The following is a 21,076-nucleotide window of genomic DNA, read 5'->3' as shown; positions in this document are numbered from 1 at the left end:
ATTGGTCATGGATGTTTTCTGGTTTCTGCCAACACATGGCGACGGTCATTACCTGGGCACCACCCAAGGTGCACGGCCGGTCACCCTCAATTATCTGAAGCAAGTCGCGCAGGCGGCTGACAGCCTGGGTTACCACGGCGTGTTGATTCCTACCGGCCGCTCGTGCGAAGACTCCTGGGTCATCGCCTCGGCACTGGTGCCGCTGACCGAGCGCCTGCGTTACCTGGTGGCGATTCGCCCGGGCATCATCTCGCCGACCGTTTCTGCGCGCATGGCGGCGACCCTGGATCGCCTGTCCAACGGTCGCTTGCTGATCAATGTGGTCACCGGCGGTGATCCCGACGAGAACCGCGGCGACGGCAGCTTCCTCGACCACAGCGAACGCTACGAAGTCTCCGACGAATTCCTGCAAATTTGGCGCCGCGTATTGCAGGGCGAATCAGTGGACTTCGAAGGCAAACACCTGCGCGTACAGAACGCCAAGGCGCTTTACCCACCGGTGCAAAAGCCTTATCCACCGTTGTATTTCGGCGGTTCCTCGGATGCCGCCCACGACCTCGCCGCCGAACAGGTGGATGTGTACCTGACCTGGGGCGAACCGCCCGCCGCCGTCGCCGAAAAACTCGCGGATGTGCGTGAACGCGCTGCCCGCCACGGGCGTACGGTGAAGTTCGGCATTCGTCTGCACGTGATCGTGCGCGAGACCGAAGAGGACGCGTGGAAAGCCGCCGACAAGCTGATCGAGCACATCAGCGACGAAACCATTGCCGCCGCACAAAAATCCTTCTCGCGCTTCGACTCCGAAGGCCAGCGCCGCATGGCCGCCCTGCATGACGGGCGCCGCGACAACCTGGAAATCGCCCCCAACCTGTGGGCCGGTGTCGGCCTGGTACGCGGCGGTGCCGGTACCGCGCTGGTGGGCAACCCCCGGCAAGTGGCCGAGCGCATCAAGGAATACGCCGACCTGGGCATCGAAAGCTTCATATTCTCCGGCTACCCGCACCTGGAAGAAGCCTATCGCTTTGCCGAGCTGGTGTTCCCGCTGCTGCCGGAACCCTATGCCAGCCTGGCCGGACGCGGCATCACCAACCTCACTGGCCCGTTCGGCGAAATGATTGCCAACGATGTTCTGCCAGCCAAGGCCTGATCGGCGCAGCGGCGGGAGCGGCATTGGTCGTTCCCGCTTATAAAGAGGAAACCCTGTGACAGCCAAACCCCATAGCGTCCTGCCATCACCGTTGCAGACCGCCAGACTGCTGGCCGCCGAATTCGCCCTCACTGCCGTCGAGCGCGACGAGCGCGGTGGCACCCCCAAGACCGAACGTGACGCCCTGCGCCAAAGCGGCCTGCTGGCCCTGAGCATTCCCACCCAATACGGCGGCCTCGGCGCCCGCTGGAGTGACACCCTGGCCATCGTGCGCGAGTTCGCCAAGGTCGACAGCTCCATTGCCCACGTCTTCGGCTTCCACCACCTGATGCTGGCCACCGTGCGCCTGTTCTCGCGGCCGGACCAATGGCAACCCTGGTTCGAACAGACCGCGCGCAAAAACTGGTTCTGGGGCAACGCCCTCAACCCATTGGACACACGCACCGTGGTCAAGGACTTCGGCGGCTGGCGCGAGTTCTCCGGCAAGAAGAGCTTCTGCTCCGGCGCCAGCGACTCGGAAATGCTGATTGCCTCGGCGGTGGATGAAAGCGCCGGCGGCAAGCTGCTGATCGCCGCCATCCCCAGCGGGCGCAGTGGCATCACCCTGCACAACGACTGGAACAATATCGGCCAGCGCCAGACCGACAGCGGCAGCGCCAGCTTCGAACGGGTGCGCGTCGAGGAGTCGGAATTGCTGCTCGACCCGGGCCCGCTGAGCACGCCTTTTGCCTGCCTGCGCCCGCTGATCGCCCAGTTGACCTTCACCCATATGTTCCTCGGCATCGCCGAAGGCGCCTTCGAAGAAGCGCGCAACTACACGCTCACCGAAACCCGTTCCTGGCACAAGTCCTCGGCCGAAGACGTGCGCCAGGACCCTTACGTGCTGCATCACTACGGCGAATTCTGGGTGGCCCTGGAGGGTGTGCGCCTGTTGGTGGAACGCGCTGCCGAGCTGCTCGACCAGGCGTGGGCAAAAGGCCCCAACCTCAGCGAAAACGAACGCGGTCAACTGGCGATTGCCATTGCGACCGCCAAGGTCGCCGCCACCCGCCAAGGCCTGGACCTGTGCAGCCGCCTGTTTGAAGTCACCGGTGCACGCTCCACCCACGCGTCACTGCGCCTGGACCGCCATTGGCGCAACCTGCGCACGCAAACCCTGCACGACCCGGTCGACTACAAACTCCACGAGCTGGGGGACTGGGCGTTGAACCAATCCCTGCCGATTCCGACGTTCTACTCATAAAAAGAGGTGCCCATGCAGCTTCTAACCTTACCGCCCTCGCCCGCCCTTGCGACGTCGATCCGCGCCACGGCCCAGGTCTTCGAAGACCCGAAATCCAAGGCGCTGCTCGACCATATCCAGCAAGTGGCGCCCAGCGAAGCCAGCGTGCTGATCATCGGCGAGACCGGAACCGGTAAAGAGCTGGTGGCGCGCCACATCCACAACCTCAGCGCGCGGCGCAACCGGCCGTTCGTGGCGGTGAACTGCGGGGCGTTCTCCGAATCCCTGGTGGAAGCCGAGTTGTTCGGCCATGAAAAAGGCGCGTTTACCGGCGCCCTCAGCGCCAAGGCCGGCTGGTTCGAAGAGGCCGATGGTGGCACCTTGTTCCTCGATGAAATCGGCGATTTGCCGATGCCCATCCAGGTCAAGCTGCTGCGCGTCCTACAGGAGCGCGAAGTGGTGCGCCTGGGCTCGCGCAAGAGCATTCCGATCGATGTGCGGGTACTGGCTGCGACCAACGTGCAACTGGAAAAGGCCATCAACGCCGGGCATTTCCGCGAAGACCTCTACTACCGCCTCGACGTCGTCAGCCTCGAGCTCAGCCCGCTGCGCGAGCGCCCCGGCGATATCCTGCCGCTGACCCGGCATTTTATCGAAGCCTACAGCCAGCGCCTGGGCTACGGCCCGATCACCATCAGCCGCGAGGCCGAACACAAGCTGAAGAGCTACAGCTGGCCGGGCAACATCCGCGAATTGGAAAACGTGATTCACCACACCCTGCTGATCTGCCGTAACGGCGTGATCGAACGCGACGACCTGCGCCTGTCGAACATGCGCATCGAGCGCCAGGACGACAGCCAGCACGGCACCGACAACAGCGCCGAAGCCTTGCTGGAGCGCGCGTTTCAAAAGCTCTTCGAAGAACAGGCCGGTGCCCTGCACGAAAAGGTTGAAGACGCGCTATTGCGCGCCGCCTACCGCTTCAGCCATTACAACCAGGTGCACACCGCCAACTTGCTGGGCCTGAGCCGCAACGTCACGCGCACGCGCCTGATCAAGATCGGCGAGTTGGCGGTGAACAAGCGTCGCCCTGGAGAAAACGTGCAGGGCGAGCGCATGCTGCACCTATCCATTTAGGCGACAGTGCAACGCGTTGTCATGGCTGCGTTCGAAACTGCGCAGTACCTGGAACGAACCAAAGGTCACGGCCGTGGCCTGATGGGCGCGAATCAGCGTCCAGAAATCTTCCTCGCCGTGCTCAAAGCATTGGAACGCCGCTTCGCCGTCCTCGCGGGAGCGCCATTGCAGGTAATTGAGCACCCGCCGCCCGTCTTCGCTGACCTGCACACTCGCGTTGATAAAGCCGCCATGGCCCTGTGCCAGGCGTTCACTTTGGGTGGACAAGGCCGCCACCAGCGCCACTTGTTGCTGGGGCTCGATGTGAAACTCGATCAGTTGAGTGAAACTGCGATTCTTCTCTGATACCGGCATGAACACTCTCCTTTCTCTGTAGGCAGAATCTTGTGATTCGATACCACGCAGGGTAAAACCTCTAGTTAAGTCAAGGTCAAGCGCTTAATTGGAGTATTCATGGTTACCAAAGAGCTCACCGTCGGCCAACTGGCAGCCCGTAGCGGTGTAGCTGTTACGGCCCTGCACTTCTACGAAACCAAGGGGCTGATCAAGAGTCATCGCAATGCCGGCAATCAACGACGCTATCCACGGGATGTACTGCGCCGGGTGGTGGTGATCAAGATCGCCCAACGCCTGGGAATTCCACTGGCAACGATTGGCGAGGCGTTGCAGACGTTGCCGGAAGGACGCACGCCCAACGCTCAGGATTGGGAGCGGTTGTCCGCGCTGTGGCGGGAAGACCTCGATGAGCGCATCCGTAAGCTGATGCTGCTGCGGGACAAACTCACCGGCTGTATTGGGTGTGGATGCTTGTCGCTGGACGCGTGCCCGTTGCGCAACCCGGATGACCAGCTCGGTGGGCGCGGGCCGGGGGCTCAATTGCTGGAGCCCGGCTGCCCCCCCCTCGTCGGGGCCCTCGGAGCCCTTGATGGGCGTGGCCTATAGTGAAGAGGCCGTGCCTCCACAACCACAATCAAGGAGAACGAAATGAGCGTTAAACCCATTCCCAAGGGTTATCACAGTGTCACGCCCTATATGGGCATCGACAAAGCCTCAGAGGCTATCGAGTTTTACAAAAAGGCCTTCGGCGCCACCCAGATCATGCGCCTGGACATGCCCGATGGCAGGGTCGGCCATGCCGAGCTGCGCATTGGTGACTCGGCGATCATGCTGGGCACGCCCTGCGATCAGATGTCCCTGAGCAATCCGGCTGAAAGCACCAGTGTCGCCTTGCATCTGTACGTGAACGACGTAGACGCACAGTTCAAACAAGCCGTCGCAGCGGGCGCCAGCGTGGTGTCCGAACCGGAGGACCGATTCTATGGCGACCGTTCGGGCAGCGTGAAGGATCCATACGGTCACCTTTGGTACCTCGCCACCCGCAAGGAAGACCTCAGCGAAGAACAGATCCGTCAGCGCGCCATGGAAATGTTCAAGCAAGGCTGAGCACCGGGGCCGGTTCTCCGGCTCCTACCCCACTTCATGAATACCCCCACGCCGTAAAAACCCGCTGGATATGAACCTGAAACATTTTCTTTCATATCCACCTTGGGGATTTCTCATTCTCATCCGTCTTAACTTAGATACAGCCGGTCGCGTCAGCAAAAGCTACGACTGGCCTTTTCCGGGCCTCCCTCGCCCTCTCCTGATCAAGACCCTCTTTCACATGTCGAAGAAGTCACGCTCAAAACTCTGGTTTCTCGTCCATAGCTGGCTGGCCTTGCCCATCTGGTTCTTTGTACTGATTGTCTGCGTCACCGGCACCCTGGCGGTGGTCAGCCAGGAAATCGTGTGGCTGGCCAATCCGGACATCCGTGCGAGCAAGCCGTCGGATGATGCCGAGCCGCTGAGCTACGACCAGGTGATCAGCGCCATCAAGCGGGCCGAACCCCAGGTCATCGTGCAGTCTCTCAGTCGTCCGGATGAATCGCACTTTGCCCTGAGTGTCGACCTCAGCTACCCGGACGGGCGCTCGGTAGAGGTCTACGTCAATCCGTACACCGGGGCGATCCAAGGCATCAGCCCGTCGTTCAACTTCCGTCAGTTCACCCGCGCCCTGCACGGCTGGTGGCTGGTGCCGTTTACCAATGGCTTCAGCTGGGGCTGGTACCTGGTGTCGCTGCTCGGCTTGCCGTTGCTGGCCTCACTGGTCACCGGCCTGGTGGTGTACAAGCGCTTCTGGAAAGGCTTTTTCAAGCCGACCCTGCGTATCCGCCACGGCGCGCGGATTTTCTGGGGCGACTTCCACCGCCTGAGCGGTATCTGGTCGATCTGGTTTATTGCGGTGATTTCCATCACTGGCACTTGGTTCCTGATCCAGGCAATCCTGGGTGACAACCAGATCTCCATCTCCAGCGAGCCCATCGTCCCGGTGATCGCCCGCGAAAAAGTCCCAACCTCAGCCCCCGGCGTGCCTGCGCCGATGATTCCGGTGGATGAGGCGATCGCGATCGCCACCCAACGTATCCCGGGGCTGGAGGCGAGTTTCGTGAGCCTGCCGCTCAATGCCTACAGCCACCTGCAAATCGGCGGGCGGGGTTGGTACCCGCTGATGTTCCAGACAGCTCAGATCAACCCGTATGACGGCGAAATCGCCTCGTCGCACCTGCTGTCCGACCGCACCAAGCTGGAGTTCGTCACCGAATCCATGCGCCCCCTGCATACCGGCGACTTCGGTGGCCTCTGGATCAAGCTGATCTGGGCGTTCTTCGGCCTGGTGCTGAGCATGATGGTCTTGAGCGGCCTGTTGATCTGGACCAAGCGCACGGCCCTGGCCACCCTCAACGCTCTCAAGCGCGAAGCCAAGACACAACGTGCGCCGGCACCCACTCCGGCCATGCAGGCTGAAACCTCGGAGGCCAACCCATGAGCAAGTCCGCCAACGCTACCCCGCCTTCACCGTTGCGGGCCTTCTGGCTGAAATGGCGTTTCCACATCAATGTCCTGCTGTTGCTGGTACCGCTGGGCTTCATGCCCAAGTACTTCGCCGATGCCGCGCTGTTTCGCGGCGACACCGGCATCGGCGAGCGGGTGGCCGGCGACGTACAGGTCGGACCCTGGAGCCTCACGCTGGCCGAATTCCGCAACGAAGGCCCACGCCCCGACCCGGCCGGCCCGATGAAGTTCTTCAACGCCGCCCTCTGCGCCACCTGCGCCGACCAGGTCAAGGCCACCTACCTGCGCATCGGCAAGCCGCGCAGCCTGCGCGCCGCCGGGGTGATCTTCTTCGGCACCCCGTACCGCATGGGTGCCGGCCTGCCCGTGCCGGAACGTACCCCCGTCGATGCCGAACTGTGGGTCACCATGGAAGGCTGGGACGGCACCATGCACCAGGGTTCCATCCCGCTGAGCCAGGCCTCGCCTGCCACCATTGCCTGGCTGAACAAGCAAGGAGTCAAACCATGACGTTCAAGCGCCTGTCCCGCGCCGCGCTGTTGCTGTGCGCCGCTTTCAGTACCACCGTCCTTGCCCACAACCCGATGTGCGAATGCAAGGAAATCCCCGGCGAGCAGATCCAGTGCAAAGGCGGTTTCTCCGACGGCAGCGGTGCCCCCGGCGTGACACTGGATGTGATCGGCTATGACGAAACCATCCTGGTGCCCGGCAAGCTCGGCCAGGACTCCACCCTGACCTTCAAGAAGCCGTCCGCCGAGTTCTACGTGCTGTTTGATGCAGGCCCCGGTCACGTGGTGGAAATCGACCAAGCGGATATCCAGCCTCAATGAGTACGACACAGGTTGTTCGCCCCGCCGGTGCCGGCCACGAAACCCTCTACGTCCTGCTGCTGTGCCTGATCATCCTCGCGGTGGCGGGAACCGTGGTGGCGCTGCACGGTGAAACCCAAGCAGTCGCGGCGCTGCCCCGCCATCAACTGGATGCCCGTCGCGACCTGAGCGCCGCCGAACAAGGCATCTACGCCGACCTGCGGGTCACGCTGGATGAAATCCACTTGCTGCAGCAGGAGCAAAGCGCCCTGCCCACCCCCGAGCAACTGGCCGAAGAAGGCTTCGCGCCGTTTGCCCAGGACGCCAGTTCGGTCAGCCGCGGCGACCATCGCTGGCAGTTGTTGGCGAATTCGGCCTACTTGGGACTGAGCCAGACCCCGACCACCAGCGGTTCACTGCTGATGCGCGTGCAGGGCAGCGAGCCGGATATCTGGCTCAACCGCAGCACACACCTGGCCGCCCCCTCCGACCTCACTGACCAGGCGCTGATCGCAGCCGGCTGGCAGCAGGTGGTCGCGCAATTCGATGCCGGCGTCACCCGCCAGCACCGTCACTGAACGAGAAGACCGATTGCCCATGTCTATTTCATCGCCCTTGTTGCGCGTGTTTCTGGTTGGCCTGTTCAGCCTGATACTCGCTCCCCTCGCGAATGCCGAAGCGGCCAAACGCCTGCGTATCGGCATCACCCTGCACCCTTATTACAGCTACGTGGCCAATATCGTCGGCGACAAGGCCGACGTCGTGCCGCTGATCCCGGCCGGCTTCAATCCCCACGCCTACGAGCCACGTGCCGAAGACATCAAGCGCATCGGCACCCTGGATGTGATCGTGCTCAACGGCGTCGGCCATGACGATTTCGCCGACCGCATGATCGCCACCAGCGAGCGCCCGGACATCCCGGTGATCGAAGCCAACGCCAACGTGCCGCTGCTGGCGGCCACCGGCAACGCCGCGCGCGGTGCCGGCAAGGTGGTCAACCCGCACACCTTCCTGTCGATCAGTGCGTCGATTGCCCAGGTCAACAACATCGCCCGCGAACTGGGCAAGCTCGACCCGGACAACGCCAAGACCTACACCCAGAACGCCCGCGCCTACGGCAAACGCCTGCGGCAGATGCGTGCCGATGCCCTGGCCAAGTTGACCGGCGCCCCCAACCCGGACCTGCGTGTCGCCACCGTGCACGCGGCCTACGATTACCTGCTGCGCGAGTTCGGCCTGGAAGTCACGGCCGTGGTCGAGCCGGCCCACGGGATCGAGCCGAGCCCCAGCCAGCTGAAGAAGACCATCGACGAACTGCGCGCCCTGGACGTCAAGGTGATCTTCTCGGAGATGGATTTCCCGTCCACTTACGTCGACACCATCCAGCGTGAATCCGGGGTCAAGCTGTACCCGCTGTCGCATATTTCCTACGGCGAATACAGCGCTGAAAAATACGAAGTGGAAATGACCGGCAACCTCAACACCGTGGTACGGGCGATTCAGGAGTCGGGGGCATGACCGCAGCGCAGCAACTTAAGGTCGCGAGCGTCGGCCCGACCCTCGACTTCGACCAGGTGTCCCTCACCCTGGGCCGCACCGTGATCCTCGACGGCGTGAGCTTCCAGGTGCAGCCGGGCAGCATCCATGCGCTGGTGGGGCCGAATGGCGGCGGCAAAAGCTCGCTGATCAAGACCCTGCTGGGGCAAACACCGCACCAGGGGCAACTGAGCCTGCAGTGGCCGGGCACGCCCGGCACCATCGGTTATGTGCCCCAGGCGCTGGAGTTCGACCGGGGCCTGCCGATGACGGTCGACGATTTCATGGCCGCCATGTGCCAGCGGCGCCCGGCGTTCCTGGGGTTGTCCAAACATTACGCCGCCGCGATTGGCGAGGCGCTGGAACGGGTCGGCATGCAGGACAAGCGCAAGCGGCGAATGGGCGCGCTGTCCGGCGGTGAGCGCCAGCGGGTGTTGTTGGCCCAGGGACTGATCCCGGCGCCGCAGTTGCTGGTACTGGATGAACCGATGTCGGCCCTCGATGAAGCGGGTATCCAGGTGTTCGAACGCCTGCTCAATGACTGGCGCCTGGCCGGGATCACCGTGCTGTGGATCGAGCACGACCTGGAAGCCGTGGGCCGCCTGGCCGACCGCGTCACCGGCCTGAACCGCCGCCTGCTGTTTGACGCCACGCCGAAAGAGGCGCTGACCCCGGAGCGCCTGCTGACCCTGTTCTCTACCCACCCTCGGAGCCCGGCGCCATGAGTTATGAAGCGTTTCGCCTGATGGTCCAGGGCTGGGCCTCATCCGGTTACCTGCCGGAGGCACTGGCCTATGGTTTTGTGGTCAACGCCCTGCTCGCCGGTCTGCTGATCGGCCCGGTACTGGGCGGGCTGGGCACGCTGGTGGTGGTCAAGCGCTTTGCGTTTTTCTCCGAAGCGGTCGGCCATGCCGCACTGACCGGCGTGGCCGTGGGCATCCTGCTGGGTGAGCCCTACACCGGGCCCTATGGCAGCCTGTTCGGTTACTGCCTGTTGTTCGGCATCCTGCTCAACTACCTGCGCAACAGTACGGGCCTGGCGCCGGATACCTTGATCGGCGTGTTCCTGTCGGTGTCCCTGGCATTGGGCGCCAGCCTGCTGCTGATCCTGGCGGGCAAGATCAACGTGCACATCCTCGAAAACGTGCTGTTCGGTTCGGTGCTCACGGTCAACGGCAACGACCTGCTGGTACTGGCGATTGTCGGCGCCCTGGTGATGGCCCTGGCGCTGCCGCTGTACAACCGCATCATGCTCGCCAGCTTCAACCCGCAATTGGCGGCAGTGCGTGGTGTGGCGGTGAAGACCCTGGACTACCTGTTCGTGATCCTGGTGACGCTGATCACCGTGGCGGCAGTCAAGGTCATCGGCGCCATCCTGGTGGGCGCGCTGCTGGTGATTCCGGCGGCGGCGGCACGCTTGCTGAGCCAGTCGCTCAAAGGCTTCTTCTGGATCTCGGTGGTGATCGCCACCGTCAGCACCCTGTGCGGGATCCTGTTGCCGATCATCTTCGACCTGCCCATCCCCTCCGGTGCCGCGATCATCCTGATGGCCGGTATCGCTTTCGCCCTTGCCGCCGTCGCGCGGGGCACCGTGCCCAGCCTTAAAGGGAACCTTGGATAATGCGCTCCGTTCTTCAACCTCTGGCCCTGGCCATCGCTTGCCTGATCACCACGCCGCTGATGGCGGCCGACGTGGGCAAACCTGCTGCTCACGCGGCCAAACCGGTGAAAGTCCTGGCCTCGCTGCCGATCACCTATGGCCTGGCGCAGGTGCTGCTCAAGGGCACCGATGTGCAGCTCGAGCGCGCGGCGCCGGCCAACCTGCCGGGCTCGCGGCAGGTGTCGTACTTCACCGGCCGTGGCGCGCCGGCACTGAACACCCTGGCCCAGGACGCCGACGCCGCCATCGGCGTGCGCTCGCTGTGGGCCGATGACCCGCTCTACCCCGTGGCACGGCGCAGCAATATCCGCATCGTCGAAATCGATGCGGCACGCCCGGTGGATGGCGGCCTGCCGGGCATCGCCGTGCAACCTGGCGTCGCCGATGGCTTGAACAGCCAGCCGTGGCAATCGAGCAACAACCTGGGGCGCATGGCCGATGTCCTGGCCGCCGACCTGAGCCGCCTGGCACCGGGCGCCAAGGCGAAGATCGACGCCAACCTGGCCGCCCTCAAGCAACGCCTGCTCAAGCTCAGCGCCGACAGCGAGGCGCGACTGGCCAAGGCGGACAACCTGAGTGTGGTCAGTTTGAGCGATCACTTTGCCTATCTGATCAGCAGTTTGAATCTGGAACTGCTCAGCACCGATGCCCGGCCCGACGCCGATTGGACACCTGAGGCGTTACAGAAGCTCAGTGCCGAGCTGAAGGACAACGACGTGGCCGTGGTGCTGCATCATCGCCAGCCGAGTGACGCAGTGAAAGCCGCCATCACGGCAGGCGGTTCAACGCTGCTGGTGTTGAACGTCGACGGCGCGGACCCGGTATCGGAGCTGGAGAGTAATGTGGACCAGGTGATCAAGGCACTCACGCCGGATAGCTGAGTGACAGAGCCTTGGTGGGTTAAACCACATCCACGCCGACATGAATCGCATCATGCCGCCAGAATTCCAGGTCGCAGTCGATCAAGCGCTGGTGCTGGTCATAATTGACCCGGGCGATCCGCAAGCCCGGGCTGCCCACCGACACGCGCAATGCCGCCGCCGCTTCCACCGGCAATGAGGTCGGCACGATCTCGAAGCGCACCCGCCCGTAGTGCAAGTCGTACTTGCGCGCATACAACTCGGTCATCGACTGATTCAGGTCGCACTCGAGAATCCCCGGGAAATACTGCGGGTTCAGGTAGTGCTCCACATACAACACCAGCCGCCCGTCAATCCGCCGCCCCCGACAGATCTGGATCACCCTGGACAACGCCGGCAGCTGCAACCACGCACACACTGCAGCCGAAGCCGGCTGCAGCCGCGCACTGATCACTTCGGTGGATGCCACCCGCCCCTGGTCGTTGACCATCGCGTGAAAGTGGCTGCGCTGCATCAGGTTGTAGGCCAGCCGAGGCGGCGAGACAAACCAGCCACGACGCTCCTCGCGATAAATCTGCCCTTGGGCCTCCAGTTGTAACAAGGCTTCCCGCACGGTAATTCGAGTGGTACCAAACAACTCGCTGAGCTTGCGCTCGGCGGGCAGCTTGCTTGCAGGCGCCAACAGGCCGTGGTCGATCTGCTCTTGCAGCGCCAGGCCGATGGATGTCACCGCCTTGATTGCCTCATCACGCATCAACGTTACCTATCTGGACTAGACCAGCACTGTTCAGGTGCACAAACCGCTGCATAAATGGGCTTGCACGACTGCTTGCCAGCCTAGGCACTCCTGATGACCGACAGATGACAGTCCCTGCCGCGTCCCTGCACCACACCCTGCAATACATCGGCCAAGTCCAGTCTCTGCGGGCACTTGAGCATGGTCTACGCTAAGTCTGCGCCGAGCGACATCAAGGCTATGAAAACGACATCGACATGAAACTGTCATCCATCGCGCCTAGATTGGCTCAGGTATTGCTCTGACCTAGACCAACAACACCGTAGAAAACACCGCCGCGTTGAAAACGCCCAAAGGAGCTTCGGATGAAACAGCTTTTCCTGGCATCACTGTTAGGCTCGACCATTGCCATGTGCACCGCCGCCATGGCCGCTGATACCGATCTAAAAACCTTGGAGGCCGCCGCGAAGGCGGAAGGTGCCGTCAACAGCGTCGGCATGCCCGATGACTGGGCCAACTGGAAAGGCACCTGGGAAGACCTGGCCAAGACCTACGGCCTCAAGCACATCGACACCGACATGAGCTCGGCCCAGGAAATCGCCAAGTTCAAGGCCGAAAAAGACAACGCCAGCGCCGACATCGGCGACGTAGGCGCCGCCTTCGGCCCGATCGCGGTGAAGCAGGAAGTCACCCAGCCGTACAAGCCGTCCAACTGGGCTTCGGTGCCGGATTGGGCGAAAGACAAGGACGGTCACTGGGCCCTGGCCTACACCGGCACCATCGCGTTCATCGTCAACAAGAAGCTGCTGCACGGCTCCGAAGTCCCTACCAGTTGGGCTGACCTGCAAACCGGCAAATACAAAGTCTCGGTGGGTGACGTGAGCACTGCGGCCCAGGCCTCCAACGCCGTACTCGCCGCCGCCATCGCCAATAAAGGCGATGAAAAGAACATCGCCCCGGGCCTGCAATTCTTCACCAAGATCGCCCAGCAAGGTCGCCTCGGCCTGTCCAACCCGACCATCGCCACCATGGAAAAAGGCGAAGTCGAAGTGGGTATCGTCTGGGATTTCAACGGCCTGAGCTACAAAGCCAAGATGGCCAACCCGGATGACTACGTGGTGCTGATCCCATCGGACGGTTCGGTGAAATCCGGCTACACCACCATCATCAACAAATACGCCAAGCACCCGAACGCCGCCAAGCTGACCCGCGAATACATCTTCAGCGACGCCGGCCAACTCAACCTGGCGCGTGGCAACGCACGTCCGATCCGTGCCGAAACCGACCTGAAGCTGCCGGCCGACATCGCCAAGAACCTGATCCCGGGCGAGCAATACACCAAGGCCAACCCGCAGCCGATCAAGGATGCCGATGCCTGGGAAGCGACTTCCAAGAAGCTGCCGCAACTGTGGAACGAGCAGGTCATCGTAGAGATGAAGTAAGGGTTTATCCCACATTGGAGCTCCAGTGGAGATCCAATGTGGGAGGGGGCTTGCCCCCGATGACGGTGGATCAGCTAACAAATTCGTTGAATGACACACCGCTATCGGGGGCAAGCCCCTTCCCACATTTTTGACCCCGTTCCTCCAGAGGAATTGAGCCAAGTCAATCATTGCGGAGCGTCGCCCCCCATGAAGCACCCCGTCATCCTTGTCGTGCTCGACGGCCTTAACTTCGAGGTTGCCCGGCACGCCATGGGACACTTGCAGGCCTATGTCGGCGCAGGACGCGCAGCCCTCTACAAGCTGGAATGTGAACTGCCCGCCCTGTCCCGCCCGCTGTACGAATGCATCCTTACCGGTGTGCCACCGATCCACAGCGGCATTGTCCACAACAACGTCTCGCGCCTGTCCAACCAGCGCAGCATTTTCCATTACGCCACCGACGCCGGCCTTACCACCGCAGCGGCGGCTTACCATTGGGTCAGCGAGTTGTATAACCGCACGCCCTTTCTCGCCGCACGGGATCGTCATACCGACGACAAGACGCTGGCGATCCAGCACGGGCATTTCTACTGGAATGACCACTACCCCGATTCCCACCTGTTCGCCGACGCCGACAGCCTGCGGCTCAAGCACGCGCCGGACTTTATGGTGGTGCACCCGATGAACATCGACGACGCCGGCCACAAGCACGGCCTCGACACACCGCAGTACCGCAACAGTGCACGCTCGGCCGACATCATCCTGGCCGACTACCTGCAAGCCTGGCTGGATGCGGGTTACCAGGTGCTGGTGACCGCCGACCACGGCATGAACAACGACCGCTCCCATAACGGTCTGCTGCCGGAAGAACGGGAAGTGCCGCTGTTCGTCCTCGGCGATGCCTTCAGCCTGGACACCCACGCCGCACCGAAACAGACCGAGCTGTGCGGCACCGTCTGCGAACTGCTGGGCGTACCCCACGACAAACCTGTGTGCCGGGAGTTACTGAAGTGAGTTCAATATCCCGCGGAAAATGGCTGGCCCTCCTGTGCCTGGTGCCTTTCGCGCTGTTCTTTATCGTGTTCGAAATCGCCCCGCTGGTATGGGTGCTGATCAATAGCCTGCAGACCGAAGACACCGGCTGGGGGCTGGACAACTTCACGCGCATCTTCAGTTCGAAGTTCTACCTGCAGGCCATCCAGTTCAGCCTGGAGATCAGCTTCTACTCGAGCATCTTCGGCATCATTATCGCCACGCTGGGCAGTTACTCCCTGCGCCGGGTGGATTCGCCGCTGCGCAACTTCGTCACCGCCTTCGCCAACATGACCAGCAACTTTGCCGGCGTGCCCCTGGCCTTCGCGTTCATCATCCTGCTGGGGTTCAACGGCAGCATCACCATCATGCTCAAGCAAGCCGGGATCATTCAGGACTTCAACCTGTACTCCAAGACCGGCCTGATCATCCTCTATACCTACTTCCAGATCCCCCTCGGCGTGCTGCTGCTCTACCCAGCCTTCGACGCACTGCGTGAAGACTGGCGTGAGTCGGCGGCCCTGCTCGGCGCCAATGGCTGGCAGTTCTGGCGGCACATCGGCCTGCCGGTGCTCACGCCGGCGCTGCTGGGCACGTTCGTGATCCTGCTGGCCAATGCCCTGGGTGCCTACGCGACGGTCTACGCCCTGACCACCGGGAACTTCAACGTGCTGCCGATTCGTATCGCCGGCCTGGTGTCGGGGGATGTGTCCCTCGATCCAAACATGGCCAGCGCCCTGGCCGTGGTGCTGGTGGCGCTGATGACCGTGGTCACCGTGGTCCATCAACTGCTGCTCAAGAGGAGCTACCATGTCTCGCGCTGAAGCCGGCCCGGCCTCCCTCTACCACCGCGTGGTGGTGTACCTGTTGTTCGCGATCCTGGTGCTGCCGCTGATTGGCACCTTCGTATACTCCATTGCCAGCAGTTGGTCGGCAACCATTCTGCCGGCGGGCTTCACGGTGAAGTGGTATGTGCAGCTGTGGAGCGACCCACGCTTCCTGATGGCCTTCGGGCAATCCTTGCTGGTGTGCGTGGGTGCGTTGATCCTGTCGGTGGTGTTGATTCTGCCGCTGTTGTTCGTGGTGCATTACCACTTTCCCAGGCTCGACGCCTTGATGAACATCCTGATCCTGCTGCCCTTCGCGGTACCGCCGGTGGTGTCGTCGGTGGGCCTGCTGCAACTGTACGGCTCCGGGCCGTTGGCGATGGTGGGCACGCCGTGGATCCTGATCGGCTGCTATTTCACCGTGGCGCTGCCATTCATGTACCGGGCGATCACCAACAACCTGCAAGCCATCAACCTGCGCGACTTGATGGACGCCTCGCAACTGCTTGGCGCCAGCACCTGGCAGGCCGCGATCTTCGTGGTGCTGCCCAACCTGCGCAAAGGCCTGATGGTGGCGCTGCTGCTGTCGTTCTCGTTCCTGTTCGGTGAGTTCGTGTTCGCCAATATCCTCGTGGGCACCCGCTACGAAACCCTGCAGGTGTACCTGAACAACATGCGCAACAGCAGCGGCCACTTCACCAGCGCCGTCGTGATTTCCTATTTCTTCTTTGTGCTGGTGCTGACCTGGGCCGCCAATATCTTGAACAAGGACAAAAGCCAATGAGCTTCGTCAGCGTCCAACACCTGCAAAAAGGCTACGCCGGCACCCCGGTGTTCAGTGATATCAACTGCGAAATCGCCAAGGGTGAGTTCGTCACCCTGCTCGGCCCATCCGGTTGCGGCAAGTCCACCCTGCTGCGCTGCATCGCCGGCCTGACCGCGGTGGACAGTGGGAAAATCCTGCTGGACGGCCAGGACATCGTTCCGCTGAGCCCACAGAAACGCAACATCGGCATGGTGTTCCAGAGCTATGCGCTGTTCCCCAACATGACCGTGGAACAGAACGTCGCCTTCGGCCTGCGCATGCAAAAGGTCAACGCCGATGACAGCCACAAGCGCGTGCAGGAAGTGCTGCAACTGGTGGAACTCAAGGACCTGGCCGGCCGCTACCCGCACCAGATGTCCGGCGGCCAGTGCCAACGTGTAGCCCTGGCCCGCTCCCTGGTCACCCGCCCGCGCCTGTTGCTGCTGGATGAGCCGCTGTCGGCGCTGGATGCACGGATTCGCAAGCACCTGCGCGAACAGATTCGCCAGATCCAGCGCGAACTGGGGTTGACCACGATTTTCGTAACCCATGACCAGGAAGAAGCCCTGACCATGTCGGACCGGATCTTCCTGATGAACCAGGGCAAGATCGTGCAAAGCGGCGATGCCGAGACCCTCTACACCGCACCGGTGGATGTATTCGCTGCCGGTTTCATCGGCAACTACAACCTGCTGGACGCCGACAAGGCCAGCCAACTGCTGCAACGTCCGATCAGCGGGCGCATCGCGATTCGCCCGGAGGCCATCGAGCTGAGCCGCCACGGCGAACTCGACGCGCTGGTGCGCAGCCACAGCCTGCTGGGCAACGTGATTCGCTACCGCATCGAAGCCCGTGGCGTGGAATTGATGGTGGACGTGCTCAACCGCTCGGCGGACGATCTGCACCCGGACGGCCAGCGCCTGGCACTTTCCATCGACCCCAGTGCGCTGTGTGAAGTAGCCTGAGCAGCAGTGAATCTTGAGAGAGCGTAACGGATGGCATTGGTAATTTTTGATTTGGACGACACCCTGATCCATGGCGACTGCGCCACCCTCTGGAGTGAGCAGATGGGGCGCCTGGGCTGGGTCGACCCGGCGTCGTTCATGGGCAGGAACAACGAGCTGATGGACGCCTACAGCCGGGGCGAGCTGGCCATGGAAGACTTCATGGACTTCAGCCTGGAACCGATGATCGGCCGCACCCCGGAGGAAATCGAGCATTTGGTGGAGCCCTGGGTCGAGGATGTGATTGAGCCGCTGATCTACAGCGACGCCACCAAGACCATCGCCCGCCATCGGGCGAATGGCGACCGGATACTGGTGATCTCCGCCTCGGGGACTCATCTGGTGAAACCGATTGCGGCGCGTATCGGCATTGATGAGGTGCTGGGGATTGAACTGGAAGTGAGTCATGGCGTGTACAGCGGCCGTACCGTCGGTGTACTGACCTACCGCGAAGGCAAGATCACGCGTTTGCTGGAATGGTTGGAGCAGGAAGGTGAGACGCTGGACGGCGCGTATTTCTATTCGGATTCGCGCAATGACTTGCCGTTGTTGCTGAAGGTGGAGCACCCGCAGGTGGTGAACCCGGATCCGGTATTGCGCGAGCATGCCGAGAAGGCCGGCTGGCCAATCCACCACTGGGTCTGACACCGCCTATCCCGACTTGAAATCCAATCAAATGTGGGAGCAAGCCCCCTCCCACATTGAACCTATTCCAATCCGGGATCAGGTCAGGCTTTCGTCAATCACCAACACCAGCTTCCCGGCAATCTGGTTAGTCGCCAACTCGGCAAACGCCGCCTCGGCATCCTTGATCGGGAACGTCCTGGCCAATTGCGGGCTCAGGCGACCTTCGGCAAACAACGGCCATACATGCTGGCTCAGCTCGCTGAACAGGTCGGCCTTGAACTGATCGTCACGGCTGCGCAGGGTCGAACCCAGCAGTTGCACACGCTTAGCCAGCACCTGGGCCAGGTCCAGTTGCGCCTCGCGGCCGCCCATCAAGCCGATCAACACCCAGCGACCGTCCAGCGCCAGCAGCTTGAGGTCCAGCGCGACGTAGTTGCCGCCGACCGGATCGAGGATCACATCGAATGGCCCGAAATCCCGCAGCCCTTCGATACCGTCAGTGCGTACTACGCCGCCCTGGGCGCCCAGGTCTTCACAGTAGGCCAGGCGCTGCGCCGAGCCGACGCTGACCCAGCACGGGCTGCCAAATGCCTTGCACAGCTGGATGGCCGCCGAGCCCACGCCACTGGCGCCGGCGTGCAGCAACACTTTCTCACCGGGCTTGAGGCCCGCCAGTTGGAACAGATTGAGCCACGCGGTGCTGTACACCTCCGGCAGCGCCGCCGCTTCGACCAGCGACAGACCTTCCGGTACCGGCAGCACATGACGTGCATCCACCACCACTTCTTCGGCCATGCCGCCACCGGCCAGCAGTGCACAGACGCGATCGCCCACCTGCCAGGACGAACCCGGGCCCACTTCGCTGATCACCCCGGAACACTCCAGGCCCAGCACAGCACTGGCGCCAGGCGGTGGCGGATAGAGCCCTGCACGCTGCAATAAATCGGCGCGATTAAGGCCCGCAGCCGCCACGCGAATGCGAACTTGGCCTACATCACATGTAGGACTGGGTTCGTCCAACCACGCCACATGACCTTCAACGCCTTGCAATGCTTTCACAGTGCCTCCATAGTGAGTCTGGACTGAGCCCGTAGCAGTAGCGCCGGGCTTTTTGCATTATGCGACCGGCCCCTATGGAACCGGCAACTTCAAAGACGGCCTAATATGCGTTATCAATTGCCCCCGCGTCGAATCAGCATGAAGCATCTGTTCCCCAGCACCGCCCTCGCTCTTTTCATTGGTATCGGCTTCGCGTCGATGTCGACCAATACGCTCGCAGCCAACAGCTGGGACAACCTTCAGCCGGACCGCGATGAGGTGATTGCCAGCCTTAACGTCGTCGAGTTGCTCAAGCGTCATCACTACAGCAAGCCGCCGCTGGACGACGCGCGCTCGGTGATCATCTACGACAGCTACCTCAAGCTGCTGGATCCGTCGCGCAGCTACTTCCTGGCCAGCGATATCGCTGAGTTCGACAAGTGGAAGACGCAGTTCGACGACTTCCTCAAGAGCGGCGACCTGCAGCCCGGCTTCACCATCTACAAGCGCTATCTGGATCGCGTGAAAGCGCGTCTGGACTTCGCCTTGGGTGAGTTGGACAAGGGTGTCGACAAGCTCGACTTCACCCAGAAGGAAACCCTTCTGGTGGACCGCAAGGACGCGCCTTGGCTGACCAGCACCGCCGCCCTCGACGACCTCTGGCGCAAACGCGTCAAGGACGAAGTGCTGCGCCTGAAGATCGCCGGCAAAGAGCCCAAGGCCATCCAGGAGCTGTTGACCAAGCGCTACAAGAATCAACTGGCGCGCCTGGACCAGACCCGTGCCGAAGATATCTTCCAGGCCTACATCAACACCTTTGCGATGTCCTACGATCCGCACACCAATTATCTGTCTCCAGATAACGCGGAAAATTTCGATATCAACATGAGTCTGTCCCTGGAAGGCATCGGTGCCGTCCTGCAAAGCGACAATGACCAGGTGAAGATCGTGCGTCTGGTGCCGGCCGGTCCGGCAGACAAGACCAAGCAGGTGGCGCCTGCCGACAAGATCATCGGTGTGGCCCAGGCCGACAAAGAGATGGTCGATGTGGTCGGCTGGCGCCTGGACGAAGTGGTCAAGCTGATCCGCGGGCCGAAAGGCAGCGTGGTGCGCCTGGAAGTGATTCCGCACACCAATGCACCGAACGACCAGACCAGCAAGATCGTGTCCATCACCCGTGAAGCGGTGAAGCTCGAAGACCAGGCCGTGCAGAAGAAAGTCCTCAACCTCAAGCAGGATGGCAAGGACTACAAGCTGGGCGTGATTGAAATCCCGGCCTTCTACCTGGACTTCAAGGCCTTCCGTGCCGGTGACCCGGACTACAAGTCCACCACCCGCGACGTGAAGAAAATCCTTACCGAGCTGCAGAAGGAAAAAGTCGACGGCGTGGTCATCGACCTGCGCAACAACGGCGGCGGTTCCCTGCAGGAAGCCACCGAGCTGACCAGCCTGTTTATCGACAAGGGCCCGACCGTGTTGGTACGCAACGCTGACGGCCGTGTCGACGTGCTCGAAGACGAGAACCCGGGTGCCTTCTACAAAGGCCCGATGGCGTTGCTGGTCAACCGCCTGTCGGCTTCGGCTTCGGAGATTTTCGCCGGCGCCATGCAGGACTATCACCGTGCATTGATCATCGGCGGCCAGACCTTCGGCAAAGGCACCGTGCAGACCATCCAGCCGCTGAACCATGGCGAGCTCAAGCTGACGCTGGCCAAGTTCTACCGGGTGTCCGGGCAAAGCACCCAGCATCAGGGCGTACTGCCGGACATCGATTTCCCGTCGATCATCGACACCAAGGAAATCGGCGAAAGCGCCCTGCCGGAAGCCATGCCGTGGGACACCATCCGTCCTGCAATCAAGCCGGCCTCGGACCCGTTCAAGCCATTCCTCGCGCAGTTGAAGGCTGACCACGATACCCGCTCCGCCAAGGATGCCGAGTTTGTGTTCATCCGCGACAAGCTGGCCCTGGCCAAGAAGTTGATGGAAGAAAAAACCGTCAGCCTCAATGAAGTGGACCGTCGTGCACAGCACTCCGACATCGAAAACAAGCAACTCGCCTTGGAAAACATCCGCCGCAAGGCCAAGGGCGAAGAACCCCTCAAGGAGCTGAAGAAAGAAGACGAGGATGCGCTGCCGACCGAAGCGGATAAAACCAAGCCGGAAGACGACGCTTACCTGGCCGAGAGCGGCCGGATCCTGCTGGACTACCTGAAAATCACCAAACAGGTGGCCAAGCAGTAAATGATGGCGATTTAATGTGATCGCTCCCTGGAGTGTCATCATATAGACATCATTCTGTCGTGAAATGAAGGACCGTCGG

General features: G+C 62.0%; 23 protein-coding genes. 20 read left to right on the top strand and 3 right to left on the bottom strand.

Annotated elements, in window-relative coordinates; genetic code table 11:
* The first annotated feature begins 7 nt into the window (after positions 1-7).
* The 3 genes from ssuD to BLQ09_RS22355 are packed head-to-tail and all read left to right on the top strand — an operon-like array spanning position 8 to position 3,506.
* Positions 8-1,147, top strand: a complete 1,140-nt coding sequence (gene ssuD, locus BLQ09_RS22365) for an FMNH2-dependent alkanesulfonate monooxygenase (RefSeq protein WP_027607133.1) — start codon at positions 8-10, stop codon at positions 1,145-1,147.
* A gap of 55 nt (positions 1,148-1,202) precedes the next feature.
* Positions 1,203-2,390, top strand: coding sequence for an acyl-CoA dehydrogenase family protein (locus BLQ09_RS22360; RefSeq protein ID WP_027607132.1), 1,188 nt, complete (start codon positions 1,203-1,205; stop codon positions 2,388-2,390).
* A gap of 12 nt (positions 2,391-2,402) precedes the next feature.
* A complete protein-coding gene (locus tag BLQ09_RS22355) occupies positions 2,403-3,506 on the top strand; it encodes a sigma-54 interaction domain-containing protein (protein WP_092358583.1) in 1,104 nt (367 codons plus the stop codon).
* Here BLQ09_RS22355 and BLQ09_RS22350 read toward each other — a convergent pair.
* Positions 3,495-3,860 carry an antibiotic biosynthesis monooxygenase gene (locus BLQ09_RS22350; RefSeq protein WP_027607130.1) on the bottom strand — a complete coding sequence of 122 codons (366 nt, stop codon included), beginning with the start codon at positions 3,858-3,860 and terminating at the stop codon, positions 3,495-3,497. The two genes, BLQ09_RS22355 and BLQ09_RS22350, sit on opposite strands and share 12 nt — an antisense overlap.
* Positions 3,861-3,959: 99 nt before the next feature.
* Here BLQ09_RS22350 and soxR point away from each other — a divergent pair, with 99 nt between their 5' ends.
* From soxR to BLQ09_RS22300, 10 genes are all read left to right on the top strand, one after another.
* Positions 3,960-4,448, top strand: a complete 489-nt coding sequence (soxR, locus tag BLQ09_RS22345; protein ID WP_092358581.1) for a redox-sensitive transcriptional activator SoxR — start codon at positions 3,960-3,962, stop codon at positions 4,446-4,448.
* Between the two features lie 42 nt (positions 4,449-4,490).
* The gene (locus BLQ09_RS22340; protein ID WP_092358579.1) at positions 4,491-4,949 is read left to right on the top strand and encodes a VOC family protein; all 459 of its coding nucleotides are present in this window, start codon (positions 4,491-4,493) and stop codon (positions 4,947-4,949) included.
* A 220-nt stretch (positions 4,950-5,169) separates the two neighbouring features.
* Complete coding sequence (locus tag BLQ09_RS22335; RefSeq protein ID WP_027607127.1) at positions 5,170-6,372, top strand: PepSY-associated TM helix domain-containing protein; 1,203 nt, start codon at positions 5,170-5,172, stop codon at positions 6,370-6,372.
* The gene (locus BLQ09_RS22330) at positions 6,369-6,908 is read left to right on the top strand and encodes a hypothetical protein (protein ID WP_027607126.1); all 540 of its coding nucleotides are present in this window, start codon (positions 6,369-6,371) and stop codon (positions 6,906-6,908) included. Before BLQ09_RS22335 ends, BLQ09_RS22330 begins: the two co-directional genes overlap by 4 nt.
* Positions 6,905-7,228: a hypothetical protein gene (locus BLQ09_RS22325; RefSeq protein ID WP_027607125.1), complete on the top strand. Its 324-nt coding sequence runs from the start codon at positions 6,905-6,907 to the stop codon at positions 7,226-7,228. Before BLQ09_RS22330 ends, BLQ09_RS22325 begins: the two co-directional genes overlap by 4 nt.
* The gene (locus BLQ09_RS22320; protein ID WP_092358577.1) at positions 7,225-7,785 is read left to right on the top strand and encodes a DUF6162 family protein; all 561 of its coding nucleotides are present in this window, start codon (positions 7,225-7,227) and stop codon (positions 7,783-7,785) included. The genes BLQ09_RS22325 and BLQ09_RS22320 overlap by 4 nt, the downstream gene beginning before the upstream one ends.
* A 19-nt stretch (positions 7,786-7,804) precedes the next feature.
* Positions 7,805-8,725 carry a metal ABC transporter substrate-binding protein gene (locus BLQ09_RS22315; RefSeq protein ID WP_027607123.1) on the top strand — a complete coding sequence of 307 codons (921 nt, stop codon included), beginning with the start codon at positions 7,805-7,807 and terminating at the stop codon, positions 8,723-8,725.
* A complete protein-coding gene (locus tag BLQ09_RS22310) occupies positions 8,722-9,468 on the top strand; it encodes a metal ABC transporter ATP-binding protein (RefSeq protein WP_027607122.1) in 747 nt (248 codons plus the stop codon). The genes BLQ09_RS22315 and BLQ09_RS22310 overlap by 4 nt, the downstream gene beginning before the upstream one ends.
* Positions 9,465-10,364 (top strand): metal ABC transporter permease, encoded by a 900-nt coding sequence (locus tag BLQ09_RS22305; protein WP_092358575.1) that lies wholly within the window; start codon positions 9,465-9,467, stop codon positions 10,362-10,364. Before BLQ09_RS22310 ends, BLQ09_RS22305 begins: the two co-directional genes overlap by 4 nt.
* Positions 10,364-11,284: a metal ABC transporter solute-binding protein, Zn/Mn family gene (locus BLQ09_RS22300; protein ID WP_092358573.1), complete on the top strand. Its 921-nt coding sequence runs from the start codon at positions 10,364-10,366 to the stop codon at positions 11,282-11,284. Before BLQ09_RS22305 ends, BLQ09_RS22300 begins: the two co-directional genes overlap by 1 nt.
* A gap of 19 nt (positions 11,285-11,303) precedes the next feature.
* Here the strand turns inward: BLQ09_RS22300 and BLQ09_RS22295 are convergent, their stop codons facing one another.
* Positions 11,304-12,017 carry a UTRA domain-containing protein gene (locus BLQ09_RS22295; RefSeq protein WP_092358571.1) on the bottom strand — a complete coding sequence of 238 codons (714 nt, stop codon included), beginning with the start codon at positions 12,015-12,017 and terminating at the stop codon, positions 11,304-11,306.
* Between the two features lie 347 nt (positions 12,018-12,364).
* Between BLQ09_RS22295 and BLQ09_RS22290 the strand changes: the two genes are divergently transcribed.
* From BLQ09_RS22290 to BLQ09_RS22265, 6 genes are all read left to right on the top strand, one after another.
* Positions 12,365-13,441 carry an ABC transporter substrate-binding protein gene (locus BLQ09_RS22290; RefSeq protein WP_027607118.1) on the top strand — a complete coding sequence of 359 codons (1,077 nt, stop codon included), beginning with the start codon at positions 12,365-12,367 and terminating at the stop codon, positions 13,439-13,441.
* A 189-nt stretch (positions 13,442-13,630) separates the two neighbouring features.
* A complete protein-coding gene (locus BLQ09_RS22285) occupies positions 13,631-14,437 on the top strand; it encodes an alkaline phosphatase family protein (protein ID WP_027607117.1) in 807 nt (268 codons plus the stop codon).
* Positions 14,434-15,279 (top strand): ABC transporter permease, encoded by an 846-nt coding sequence (locus BLQ09_RS22280; protein WP_027607116.1) that lies wholly within the window; start codon positions 14,434-14,436, stop codon positions 15,277-15,279. Before BLQ09_RS22285 ends, BLQ09_RS22280 begins: the two co-directional genes overlap by 4 nt.
* The gene (locus BLQ09_RS22275) at positions 15,266-16,066 is read left to right on the top strand and encodes an ABC transporter permease (RefSeq protein WP_027607115.1); all 801 of its coding nucleotides are present in this window, start codon (positions 15,266-15,268) and stop codon (positions 16,064-16,066) included. The genes BLQ09_RS22280 and BLQ09_RS22275 overlap by 14 nt, the downstream gene beginning before the upstream one ends.
* A complete protein-coding gene (locus tag BLQ09_RS22270; RefSeq protein WP_092358569.1) occupies positions 16,063-17,052 on the top strand; it encodes an ABC transporter ATP-binding protein in 990 nt (329 codons plus the stop codon). The genes BLQ09_RS22275 and BLQ09_RS22270 overlap by 4 nt, the downstream gene beginning before the upstream one ends.
* Before the next feature lie 30 nt (positions 17,053-17,082).
* On the top strand, positions 17,083-17,736 hold the full coding sequence (locus BLQ09_RS22265) for an HAD family hydrolase (RefSeq protein ID WP_092358567.1): 654 nt from the start codon (positions 17,083-17,085) through the stop codon (positions 17,734-17,736).
* Positions 17,737-17,814: 78 nt separating this feature from the next.
* Here BLQ09_RS22265 and BLQ09_RS22260 read toward each other — a convergent pair whose 3' ends face one another.
* Positions 17,815-18,777 (bottom strand): zinc-binding dehydrogenase, encoded by a 963-nt coding sequence (locus BLQ09_RS22260; RefSeq protein WP_092358565.1) that lies wholly within the window; start codon positions 18,775-18,777, stop codon positions 17,815-17,817.
* A 138-nt stretch (positions 18,778-18,915) separates the two neighbouring features.
* On the opposite strand from BLQ09_RS22260, the gene BLQ09_RS22255 reads away from it, so the two are divergent.
* Positions 18,916-20,997 carry a carboxy terminal-processing peptidase gene (locus tag BLQ09_RS22255; protein WP_169898467.1) on the top strand — a complete coding sequence of 694 codons (2,082 nt, stop codon included), beginning with the start codon at positions 18,916-18,918 and terminating at the stop codon, positions 20,995-20,997.
* Positions 20,998-21,076 lie beyond the last annotated feature (79 nt).

Source organism: Pseudomonas sp. NFACC25 (assembly GCF_900100935.1).
Classification (GTDB): Bacteria; Pseudomonadota; Gammaproteobacteria; order Pseudomonadales; family Pseudomonadaceae; genus Aquipseudomonas; species Aquipseudomonas marginalis.
Note: the sequence above shows the minus strand (reverse complement) of the source record. Positions and strands in the feature narration are given on the sequence as shown.